Origin of the sequence: Collinsella sp. AF29-7AC (assembly GCF_003475665.1) — a bacterium.
GTDB lineage: Bacteria > Actinomycetota > Coriobacteriia > Coriobacteriales > Coriobacteriaceae > Collinsella.
Genome location: NZ_QRQX01000034.1, coordinates 1 through 11237, shown reverse-complemented (window position 1 = coordinate 11237; position 11237 = coordinate 1). Strand labels below are relative to the sequence as shown.

Annotated in this window: 10 protein-coding genes and 2 pseudogenes; 6 read left to right on the top strand and 6 right to left on the bottom strand. The window is 58.9% G+C overall.

From position 1 onward, the window contains the following. Positions 1–916: 916 nt before the first annotated feature. The 3 genes and pseudogenes from DWZ15_RS09995 to DWZ15_RS09985 all read right to left on the bottom strand — a co-directional run bounded on the left by DWZ15_RS09995 (position 917) and on the right by DWZ15_RS09985 (position 2860). A pseudogene (locus tag DWZ15_RS09995) lies at positions 917–1334 on the bottom strand (YjdF family protein). Between the two features lie 580 nt (positions 1335–1914). Beyond that, complete coding sequence (locus tag DWZ15_RS09990; RefSeq protein ID WP_118450770.1) at positions 1915–2394, bottom strand: DUF3021 family protein; 480 nt, start codon at positions 2392–2394, stop codon at positions 1915–1917. Further along, positions 2387–2860, bottom strand: coding sequence for a LytTR family DNA-binding domain-containing protein (locus tag DWZ15_RS09985; RefSeq protein ID WP_118450768.1), 474 nt, complete (start codon positions 2858–2860; stop codon positions 2387–2389). Before DWZ15_RS09985 ends, DWZ15_RS09990 begins: the two co-directional genes overlap by 8 nt. A gap of 295 nt (positions 2861–3155) precedes the next feature. On the opposite strand from DWZ15_RS09985, the gene DWZ15_RS09980 reads away from it, so the two are divergent. From DWZ15_RS09980 to DWZ15_RS09955, 5 genes are all read left to right on the top strand, one after another. Then, positions 3156–3371, top strand: a complete 216-nt coding sequence (locus DWZ15_RS09980) for a hypothetical protein (protein WP_118450766.1) — start codon at positions 3156–3158, stop codon at positions 3369–3371. An 877-nt stretch (positions 3372–4248) separates the two neighbouring features. Next, positions 4249–4569 carry a PadR family transcriptional regulator gene (locus tag DWZ15_RS09970; protein ID WP_197032260.1) on the top strand — a complete coding sequence of 107 codons (321 nt, stop codon included), beginning with the start codon at positions 4249–4251 and terminating at the stop codon, positions 4567–4569. After that, the gene (locus DWZ15_RS09965) at positions 4556–5179 is read left to right on the top strand and encodes a DUF1700 domain-containing protein (protein ID WP_118450764.1); all 624 of its coding nucleotides are present in this window, start codon (positions 4556–4558) and stop codon (positions 5177–5179) included. Before DWZ15_RS09970 ends, DWZ15_RS09965 begins: the two co-directional genes overlap by 14 nt. Before the next feature lie 15 nt (positions 5180–5194). After that, positions 5195–5449: a hypothetical protein gene (locus DWZ15_RS09960; RefSeq protein WP_117640139.1), complete on the top strand. Its 255-nt coding sequence runs from the start codon at positions 5195–5197 to the stop codon at positions 5447–5449. Positions 5450–5863: 414 nt separating this feature from the next. Then, positions 5864–6547: a hypothetical protein gene (locus DWZ15_RS09955; RefSeq protein ID WP_117640140.1), complete on the top strand. Its 684-nt coding sequence runs from the start codon at positions 5864–5866 to the stop codon at positions 6545–6547. 337 nt (positions 6548–6884) lie between these two features. Here DWZ15_RS09955 and DWZ15_RS09950 read toward each other — a convergent pair whose 3' ends face one another. Further along, complete coding sequence (locus DWZ15_RS09950; RefSeq protein ID WP_117790866.1) at positions 6885–7304, bottom strand: YjdF family protein; 420 nt, start codon at positions 7302–7304, stop codon at positions 6885–6887. Positions 7305–7684: 380 nt separating this feature from the next. Here DWZ15_RS09950 and DWZ15_RS09945 point away from each other — a divergent pair, with 380 nt between their 5' ends. Beyond that, positions 7685–8800: an IS110 family transposase gene (locus DWZ15_RS09945; RefSeq protein WP_118450762.1), complete on the top strand. Its 1116-nt coding sequence runs from the start codon at positions 7685–7687 to the stop codon at positions 8798–8800. Between the two features lie 660 nt (positions 8801–9460). Here the strand turns inward: DWZ15_RS09945 and DWZ15_RS09940 are convergent. Further along, positions 9461–10423: an Abi family protein gene (locus DWZ15_RS09940; RefSeq protein WP_075844146.1), complete on the bottom strand. Its 963-nt coding sequence runs from the start codon at positions 10421–10423 to the stop codon at positions 9461–9463. 623 nt (positions 10424–11046) lie between these two features. Further along, a pseudogene (locus DWZ15_RS09935) lies at positions 11047–11237 on the bottom strand (class I SAM-dependent methyltransferase); the annotation flags it as partial.

Sequence of the window (11237 nt, the reverse complement as noted above, 5' to 3'; positions counted from 1 at the left end):
TTGCGCTGAGTCCTGAGGCTGTTGCAATGAAAATGAGAATCAAGGGTGACGGCTCAGCGAGTGCTATTTTGCGAGCTATGCGCATTGAAAGCGACCTCTCGTGGTATAAACTACTTGCCGGAAGCCGCGGCTTTCAGAGTACGGCTTACGTGTGCGTTTAATCTCCGTGGGCGACGGGGTGCCGCAAGGCGTAGAATATCGCCCACCTGTAGGGGCCCGCAGCGATGCGGGCCCCGCTTCGTATGAAGGGGGCGTAACCGATGAAGATTGTATCCATCCCCAGGACTTCTTCGACCACGCCGAGGGCGACCGCGAGCTCATGCTTAAGCACAATCGTCCCTGCATCGTAGTGGTGAGGCTGCGTTTCCGCGGGAAGCGCAGGGACTTCGCCGTGCCGCTGCGTTCCAACATCGCCCCTAACGTGCCCAAAGACCAGTACTTTGCGTTGCCACCCCGCCCCACGACGCGCCCCAACTGCCGCCACGGCATCCACTACATCAAGATGTTCCCCATCACCAGGCCTACCAGCGCCGCTTCAGGACCGAGGGCTCGGCCTACTACGAGACGCTCCAACGCATCATCGACGGCAGCACCAAGCGCATTGTCTCAGAGTGCCAGGCATACCTCGACCGCTACGAGCACGAGGGAAGGCCTCGCTTTGCCGTCGACATCGACCGCATCGTGGTGCTGCTGGAGGGCGAGAAGTAGGGCACCTCGGCTCAGTCTCGAGCCATACAGAGTCGCTCCGCATTTTTGAACGCCGTGTGTGCGTCCCAAATACTTGAGAAACAAGCTGTGAAGTGCGGCGGCGCGCCCGTGCCCGTGCATAGCCGTCACCATCAGCGTCTACGCGGCGTCGGCTTCAAGTGGAACTGGCCCCACTGCTGTATATGGTTTGCCTTGCTGCACATGGCGATCAATGCCCACGATGCTTCTGCTTGCGCTTCAACCTCCGCTGCTCGAAGCGCGCCTCCGCCTCATCCGCGCGACGCTGGCTTCTTGCGCGGGCCGATTCCTGCTTCATCGCCTCCCGCTGACTCGCGAGCGCCTGCTGCGCCTTGGTGCCCATCGCCGGCTGCTTAAGGGCCTTCGACGCCTCGCGGGCACGGCGCTTGGGGTTTTGCGGGCTTGCTCGTCTCGGCGGGATCGCCACCGAAGAACGCGAGCTCCGCCCATTTGCTTGTAACGAATTGCAGGATTTCCTCATCGGACGGTTCCGTGCCGAAGACGATGCGGGCGACGCCGTATGTTCTGTCCTCGGCGTGTTCCGCCAGCCCGACCCAAAATTGGCCGTCGTGATATACGGTCAGGGTGGGCGACACGCTGATCTGCATGGCTGGTTCCTCCTTTATGTAGATGACCATGCAGAGAAGGGACAACCAAGGAGGCAGGTTACTGATGCGGACCCCCGCACGCCCGCGACTACCCGACGGGGACTGTGTTTTCATCTCTGATGCCCGCATTGTAGCACGCGTGAATGCGCCCGGCATCGCTGCTGACATGGCGCGACTGGGAATTGCTCCTCGATGCATCCCTGTGCATATTGCCTCCCCGGTTTCGAAACTTTAAAAAAATTCGAGTTTCGAAACCGAGGAGGACCGAATGATGGCTTGGGTAGACCGCAATACGTAGGAAGTTTCGCCATCGCCTATGCTGAACACGAGGTCGTCTTCCTCCAATCCGATCAGGCTGACCGAGCAAGCGGCACCTGGATCGACATTCCCCTGCACATGAACCCGCTTATGCGCGCGAACGGGGGGCTACAAGGGCGTGACCGCGCAGGAAGCGCTTGGGGTAGCGAACGGGGCCGAGCATCGCCCTGCGCCGGCCTTGGTATCAGGTCCTCGCGCTGGGCGGTAATCCGAGGATCGGGAGTAAGGGTTTGCCCAGCATCGATAATGCTCAGCTATACCCTTATTCCGTCTCCTTGCTCTTGCGGTATTCCGCGAGCCTGTCGTTCAATTCGCGGGTCTCGCGGCTCAGCTTGGCGTTGAAAGCAAGAGTGAGGACCGCCAGGATGGCGAGAAAGACAACCGTGAAGGTAACCCACGCCCCGGGGTTGTTCACGGGAACCCAAGCAAAGACAAACGCCAATGCACAGAGGGCTGCGTAGAGGCAAACGTCGAACAGCGCCAGGCGCGCGGGATACGCCATCTGTCTGATCACCGCGGGCGTGAAGAACACGAACTGCAGCGCGGGGACGGTGACGCACGCGGCGAGAATCGACCAGCAATAGTTAATGCCCTGCTTGGCGGTGTCATCAGCGAAACAAGTCCCTAATGCCAAGAAGGCTATCATGGCAACAGTGAAGCCGATACAGGTGCTTTTCACGAGTTGTCCGAGGTTTTCCGCGGGCGTCTTTTTATCGGTGTCGATAATGTCCCTGTTAATCATTTCGGTCTCCCTTCCTTCGTTTCGACTGCTTCAGACCGAGCTTCGATTTGACGTCGGGCGCATACTGGCGCGAGATAACGACCTGCTCACCGTTTTCCAAGGTGGCGATGATCCTGCCGTTGACGTCGGGCTTGAGGGCGGTGATCGCGCGGAAGTTGACGATGCAACCTTTCGCGATGCGCAGGAAGTCGCAGTCCGACAGGCGCTCCTCCATCTCGTAAAGGCGCAGGCCCGTTTCGAGAACCGTGTCGGCCGTATAAATGAACGTGTGCTTGTCGACCGACTCGATGAACAGGACGTCTTCTGCGCTCAGCACGCGCGTGCAGCCGTCGGCCGTGCCCGTCACCTTCCTGTCAAGCATGCGCAGCCGAGCCGTTATATCAAGCACGCGGCGATCGACCCTTACGCAGACGATCGTGACTTCTATATCTTGAGCTGCTTCTCGCTCTTCGATTGTGATCTTCATGCGTCCTCCCTTCGGGTTGCTCTCATGCTAGCTGACGAAGATAGCTGAACCTTCGGCGTTTAACCAAGCTGCGCAGTCGAGGAACCAAGATGCAGACTAGGCGAGCTGAACAGCAAGAGAGACCGTAGTCACGCATCCTCGGATCGAGCCCGAAAAAGCAATCCTTGCCGCTCATGAACACCGGCACGTGAAACGCTATGCTCAAGAGCACTTAGCTCGAAGAACCCCCTCGCATGCAACTATCGAATCCGGGAAGCTGTCCGATTGGTCGTGCACGACGACGAGCGTACAATGGGTGGATACCAACAAGAACCTGCCCTCCATGCCAACTCCGCCACCTGACGTGATGGGCGATCCGATTGCTCTTCTGGATTGCCTTGAGAAGAACGCTGACGGAATCACCGAGCAGGATTCCAAGGGGACTGCATTTCTTCATGTTGTTCCTATCGGCAAACCCTGCCCCCAGTTGGAAGCCATCTTGGGCATATCGGCCTTGGAGACGGTGTTGTGACTCATATTAGCAAGTCTTCGCTCGACGGAGTCGGCGTTTCCGTCAGCGCGGAGTTCGGGAGCACATTGAGGTCATTCGCATTTCCCCATGCATTTGAAAGTGGAGCCGTTGAACTCGTGGGTGAATAAGCCGCCTGCGACGATTCTTTCGGTCATCGCTCTTGCACATCCCTTCTGATCTGTGGAAACGTAAGACGGTAAAGTCGCTGGCTACGATTCACGTCGCTAAGAGGGAGGCCGAATGCGGTCTCCCTCGTTTTTCTCGTACCTTATCGTGTATGCCGTGATGTTTGAGCAAATTGGATACACGCAAGCCAACGGCACTATCTACCTGCATGAACGAGACGAATATGCTGTCCTGCTCCATCGGGAGAACAGTGGCGTCGTATTGATGGGGTCGAGCGCCAGGCCGACGGGGCCCCTTGCTTCGGGAACAAAACGTCAAAAGAATGCGCTCATAGTGGACTCATGCGGTTTCGGGTGCACTCACGTGCGGCTTCACGAGGACGTTTCGCGAGATAGAGCTGCTGGCGATGATTACTTTCGGTTGGAGCTCTTCCCGTGGCCTGCGGGCAATATTCCAGAGCTCGCGAACCGTTGACGGGGTTGAAAACCACCTGGCGCCGTCCTGCCCGGATCTCTCTCGGCGTCTTCGGCCTTTCGAATCCCATGGTTGGGCCGAAAGGTGGACCGTACCCCGGATCTCGGGGTACAGCGCCGCGTTCAGGTCGCGTTGGCGCCTGTGGGTTTCGCTCGGGACGGGCAGTCATCCGCGACCGCGTGCGGGGACCGAAGAATCTTCACGATGGTAGTTGACGCCTAATACCTTGCATCGTATAGTGTGTATAGCGCAGTATATGACGAGAGGAGGTGTGCGGATGGAGGCCCAGATGAAGCGTGGCTTCCTGGAGGCCTGCGTGCTCGCGGCCATTTCCGGCGAGGAGTCCTATGGCTACCAGATCGTGAAGGACGTGCCGGCGAGCATGGGGCTCACGGAGTCGACGCTCTACCCGCTGCTCAAGCGCCTGGAGAAGGCCGGGTGCATCACGGCGCGCTCCGCCGAGCACAACGGGCGGCTGCGCCGGTACTACCGCATCACGGACGATGGGCGTGCGCGCATCGAGGAGTTCCTGGCCGAGTGGCCGTCCGTACGGGAGATCTACACATACGTTGAGGGGGCGCACCATGACGCGCGATGAGTTCCTGGGCCGGCTGGGCGAGCTGCTCGCCTGCCTGCCGGCCGAACAGGTGGAGGAGACCAAGGCGTTCTACGCGGAGGCCATCGCCGACCGCATGGAGGACGGCATGAGCGAGGAGGAGGCCGTGGCCGCCATGGGCACCCCCGGCGAGGTTGCCGAGGCCACGCTCGACGACCTGCCCGCCGTGCCGCGCGCGATTGCGAAGACGCGCCGGCGCAGCACTGCGTTGCTGTGGGTGCTGACCATCGTGGGGTCGCCGGTGTGGGTGCCGCTCCTGCTGGCCTTCGCGGCGGTGGCCGTCACGGTCTACGTGTGTATCTGGGTGCTGGCGCTCTGCGTGTGGGTCATCGCCGCGATCCTCGGGGCCGTGGGCGCGGCGTCGCTCGCGCTCGTGGCGGCGGGTGTGGCCGTCGGCCACGTGCCCTACGTGATCGTGATGCTGGGCTGCGGGCTCGCTTTCATCGGCGTGGCCCTCCTCGTGGGCGCGGGCGCCTGGGAGGCATCCAAGCGGATCGCGCGCCTCTCGGCGCTCTGGGCGGGGAAGGCCGCCTCGCCTTTCTGGAAGGGTAAGGGCGAGAAGGGCGGCGCTGCCGCGCATCTCGCGGCGTAGAAAGGAGTGAGTACCATGACCAGCGCGAAGAAGATCTACCTCGCTGTGGCGGGCGGGCTCGTTGCCGCGGGTGTTGTCCTCGCGGGCATTGGCTTTATCGCCTCGGGCTTCGACCCGGCCGTGTTCACAACCCAAATCGATACGCGCGACAGCACCATCGTGCTCGGCGGCGTCGAGGTGGACGAACACGAGAGTGTCCCGTTCATCAGCCAGCTCGCCAATCTGGGCGAGATCGACACCTCCAACGTTGCGGACCCCGCCGCGCCCTAGGGGCGCGGAGCCCGGGCGCTCCGTCCGCCAAGCTGCGTAAGCCGGCGAAACCCGAACCTCGGCTCCAGCGCAACTGGTCTCAAGCCTGCGCCGATTCGCTCTCAGCGCCGCGCGGGGGCCCGTTACGCATGCCCAAAAAAGTACGAGGAGAAAGGAACGCGATGACGACAGTCACGCCCCTCCGCCTTCACGGGGTCACGCAGGACGGGGAGCGACTGGGCCGGGCGGTGGGACTGTGCTTGGATTGGCTACACTGATATGGACAGTTCCGTGAGGGGCGCGAGAGACGGGACTCCGGGGAGATCTCCGAGGAGGAGTACCTCGACTGGAAGCGTGGGTTCAGTGGAGCATGAACCTAATCTCTGTCTCTCTTGCTTTTTCTGATTTGTTGAGAAGCCGGTATTTGGGGGCATTTTGGATATCGAACAGTTCAAGCAAGAAGCTGAGAAAATAAAACAAAGCCTGAGTGCCTTGAGAGTCGCCGAGCGCAATGCAGTGATTCCCTTCATGAACGGTGACTTTACCCAATGGGATCTATATCTGGCATCCTCCTCTGAATATGCGATGAGATTGATAGACGGATTCATCTCCATGCTCGAGTCGAGGAATCTTGTTTGCGTCGCCCAGCTTCTCCGCGCACAGGTTGGAGTCTGCCTGAGGACATTCGCGTTATTCGCCGCGGAAGACCAGGATGACTTTCTCAAGCAGGTGTTTCAAGGTGTGCCTGCGAACAAGCTGAAAGATTTCTCGGGTGAGAAGATGTCTGATAGAAGACTTCAAGACTTACTCGAGAAGTTCGATCCAAAGGTAAAAGATGTATACAAGGTGACGTCTGGATTCGTTCACTTCTCCACTGATATTCTGTCGAGCATTGGTGTGCCTGGGGAGGGCTATGAGGTCGAGTTTAATTTTGGAGCCGAGCCCAACGAGAGAAACAATGTGCCTCTCGTGGAATACGGCAAGGCGTTCTGCCACTATGTCGACCTGCATCTCCAGATGCTCCATAAGGTGATTGCTTCGGATGAATGGTATGCCGATCGATTCCGTATCGATTCCGATGGTCCTGCAGACGAAGCCTCGACAAGCGAGAAGGTGTAGGTCAAACGCATTGACGCTGCCTTGACAGCATCCCGATAAAATAACGAATGGGAGGTTCCCTGCGAAATGTGCGCCTCTGTATATTCTCGCTAGGAAGCCCCCGACCGATAAGACGTCGTTAAGTTCAATTTGAGTTCAGCTTGGGTACCCGAAAATCGCCCAACTCTGAAAAAAGGGGAGACAACGGTATACCATGTAGACGAGAGGCTATGGAAGTGCACGATTTGATCACTGAGTGGGAGTAGAACACACGTTCTGTATAACGTTATAGCACCAGGTGGCAGGCGTAGTTTCAATCGAAGCTACGCCTGCTGCTATATATGGGTCGATGGCGGTATCAATGCCCGCGATGCTTCTGCTTGCGCTTCAGCTTTCGCTGCTCGAAGCGCGCCTCCGCCTCATCCGCGCGACGCTGGCTCCTTGCTTGAGCCGACTCCCGCTTCATCGCTTCCCGCTGTGCTGCGAGCGCCTGTTGTGCCTTGGTGCTCACCGCGGGCCGCTTAAGGGCTTTCGCTGCCTCGCGAGCGCGTCGCTTGGGATTCTTCGCGGGCTTGCTTGTTTCCGTGGCCTCGTCACCGAAGAACGAGAGCTTCGCCCATTTGCTTGTAACGAATTGCAGGATTTCCTCATTGGACGGTTCTGCACCGAAGACGATGCGGACGACGCCGTATCTGCCGTCCTCGACATGCTCCGCCAGCCCGACCCAGAATTGGCCGTCATGATATACGGTCAGGGTGGATGACACGCTGATCTGCATGGTTGGTTCCTCCTTTATGTAGATGACCATGCAGAGAAGGGACAACCAAGGAGGCAGGTTACTGATGCGGACTCCCGCACGCCCACGACTACCCGACGGGGACTGTGTTTTCATCTCTGGTGCCCGCATTGTAGCACGCGCGGATTTACGATGTTGATCGCCGGCGCCTAGGCGGAGATGAAGGCGGTTCGATCTAGGTCAAGCCGGTCGCTCGTTCATGAAGCGGCCGATTCCCTGAAGACGATATGAGTAGAACATTGTGAGCCCCTACTTCATGTCGTCTTCCTAATGACCGTGGATCATAGGCTGATAATGGTCGTGCGTCATTTATACAACCGGCAGTTTTTCCTAAGTTGCCACATACATGAGAGGGGCTCACAATGAACCATGTTACTTCAATCGGTCTGGATGTCCATGCCCGATCCGTTACAGCTGTCGCACTCGACTCAATCACAGGCGAGGTTCGGTCACAGAAGTTCGGTTATTCGCCCGCGGAGATCGCAGGATGGATTCTTCAGCTTGACTCTCCCAAAGCGGTCTACGAATCCGGCGTGACGGGGTTTCATCTTGTGCGCGAGCTTCGAGAGATGGGCGTGGACTGCATAGTGGGCGCCATATCCAAGATGCACAAGCCCGCATCGGACAGGCGCAAGAAAAACGACCGCAACGATGCGGAGTTTCTGGCGCGCCAGCTCATGGCGCACAACATCGTGGAGGTGTTCGTGCCCGACGTCGAGACAGAGGGCGCCCGCAACCTCTCTCGTGCGCTCGAGGACATCCGCGACGACCTCACCCGCGCCAAGCACCGCCTCACCCATCTGCTCATCCGGTGGGGATATATCTGGAACGAGTTTAACGAAGATGGAAAGCGCCGAGGCAGCTGGACCCATGCGCACTGGGAGTGGATCCGGGGAATCGAGCTTCCCGACGCTGCCGCTCGAGAGTCCCTCGACTACTACATCTCCGAGGTGCGCCATATCGAATCGCAGAAGAAGGCCATCGAGAAGAGAGTGGCCCAATGCGCCTCAAGGCCTCGTTGGCGGGATCGCGTTGAGGCGCTCAGGTGCATGAAGGGAATAGAGACCGTGACGGCGTTCGCGCTCACGGTCGAAGCCGGCGTGTTCTCCCGCTTCGATTCGGCGCGCGCCTTCGCGAGCTGGCTTGGGCTCGTTCCCTCCGAGCACTCGAGCGGAGAGCGCGCCTCCCGGGGCGGCATCACCAAAGCCGGCAACTCTCACTTGCGGAAGCTGCTCGTGGAGGCATCCTGGCACTACGCCCGCGCCACGAAAGAGCGGAAGCGCTCGCTTTACGATGAGAGCGTTCCCGCTTCCATATCGAACCATGCGGCAGTCGGTGTCAAGCGCCTTGTGGAAAGGCGTCGCCATCTATCTTGCGAGCTGCGCAAGCGACCTGTGGTCGCAAACGTCGCTACAGCGCGCGAGCTGGCTTGCTGGATATGGGCGCTCGGGCGCATGAGCGAAGGAGCGCTCGCGTAGAGGGAGCGATGGCAATCCCATAACGGTCATTCCCCGTGGCTTCTTCCATATCGACTGGTCGTTGGATGCAATCCCAGATCTGTTTTTGAGCAGCGGGACGACCGCCATGCTCGCCGAAAGATTCTTCTTGTTAGAAGGTGCGCGCATCCAGCCGTAGCAACGAAATGCGAAGCCAGGGCGGCCGACATAGACGGGCGATGACGCGGCGGACCCGCGTGCGGTCCGCGCCAGCCCGAGGCCGTCAACCCGCGAATATTAAACTGCGAATACGAGCGTCGGTTTGATGACACAACCTGTCGGAAGAAATCATCGGGTGATGATAGAAAGGCCCAAGTCGGGAAAGATTTTCCTGGCTTGGGCCTTCATTGCCTCTTGACAATGTTCTACTCATATTAAATAAAAGGCGCCCACGAGGACACCTACAGGCTATCTTCGAACTACTTGGTTGGGGCAGACGGAGGAAAAAAATAGGGCAGAATCGCTCTCACGATCCCGCCCCGCAAACCCGAGGGTTTCTAACTGGCTCCATTATTCCGGGCTTCTCAGTTCTGTCATTGACCCAGGTATCATCCGTCTCCTATAGCGAGTGAATATAAAAATAGGGCAGAGTCGCTTGCGCAAGTCCGCCCCTAAAACCGTGAAGGTTTTGCTATCTGCAGGCTATTCTACCAACCCGAGCGATTCTGTCAACCTGCGAAGGAACTCGAGCGCGGAGCGAGCTGCGGCGTCGGGCCCCTTGTCGGGCAGCGCCTCGGTTTCGCCGTCGGCCCTGGCGAACATCTCGGCGAGCTCGGATGCGGCGCGCGAGCGCGAGGAGCCCTCGGGTACCAAGCCGGAGTGCGCCACGAGCACGGTCGCGACCTCCTGCATGGCCGTATTCCCCATCCACTTCCTCCTGGTCGCCTTGGGAATCCCCACGGCGGCGACCCTTCGGGAGACGCCGCTGGACGCCGAGCCCCGGGCGGCGCCCCTCTCGGCGAAGCAGTTGATCAGGCACGAGCCGTGCGCGGCGCAGTTGCGGACGGACTTCACGCGCTTGAGGTCGTAGTGGGAGGCCTCGAGGCGCCTGTCGCCCCATCGCCTGGCGCAGAAGCGCACGAAGTCGATGAGGGTGCCGAACGAGGTGAGCTCAAGGAAGGCCCAGGCAGGCATGTCGCCGGAGTACTTCGCGTAGAGGCTCGAGCTGTAGGGGCTGCGGCCGCTCATCTTGAGCTCGCGCAGGCGGTACTCCCTGTTTGCAGTGGTAAGCGATGCCATGTAGTCGGCCACGATGGCGTAGCCGTCCTCTCCACGGTCCTCCATCTCGCGAAGCAGTGTCACCTTCTGGAAATGCTCGATGTCGAGCGTCATGCCGAGCAGGGCGTGGCGCAGCTCCTGGTCGAGCGCCGCGAGCAGGCGCAGCTGGCCGAAGTCGAGGTCTACGTAGCGGCCGTCGCGCGGGCCTCCCTCGTATTTCGAGAAGAGTTTGCGGTAGGATGCGAGCTTGAAGAAGTTGCACTTGTCGCGCAGGTAGTCCGCGGCCTCTTCCTCGGAACACAGTTCGAAGGCTACGCCCTTCTGCTTGAGGTGCTCTATCTGCTGCTCGATCGTGAGGATCGGCTTCCTATCGTGGGGTTCGGCCATGCTCGCTCTCCTGTCATAAAAAGTATTGCCTATTTTACCAGCATGTTCTCGACATTCGATGGAGGCCTCATCGTCGACTCATGGGCAAGCCGCCTGAGACAACTCCCTTTGACCGCCGATGGCGAAGACCTGTGAGCTGGGGTTTTGCGCACGATGCGCAAGCCACCCGCGCTGATTCACTTACGATTGCAACTGGCGGCTTGCAAGCTAAAGGGCGGCTGAGTTTCAAAACGGGCATTTTCGGCGCTATCGAGCCTCCAAAGGCTGCCAATCGCGGCCTTTGGGACAAAAATAAAAACTCAACGTCCTGAGTTTGAAAAAAGTTTTTGAAGTTGTCCCAGCTTTTGTCCCCGAAGCCGACGAAGCACAACATGGCGTTACCTGACGGCATTCGATTCGAGACGGCACTGAAAACTGGATGCAACTGAAATGACGGGACGGCAGAACCGAAGCCATCGAGTGGGAATAGAACATACGTTCTATAAAATAATATAGTATTAGATAGCGGGCACGGTTTCAATCGAATCCGTGTCCGCTGCTGTATGTGTGTCCTTGCACGCCCAATATGTGCCGTAAAAGCCGCCTTCTTCAACGTCAAAGTGAATGGGCTTCATTTTTGCCTTTTAAAATCCAATTTTCACGATTTGCATTTTCATCCCGTTGTCACCGACCCTTGCGAGAAGCCGGAAAAAGCCGCTGACAGAAGGGTCTCTCAAATCGTTGTAGCCCAGCATATAGCCGCGACTTGTGACCTGCAGACGGCTGTCCCACGTGCCGATTTCCTTGGCGGCATCCGAAACCGCAAAATATGCCC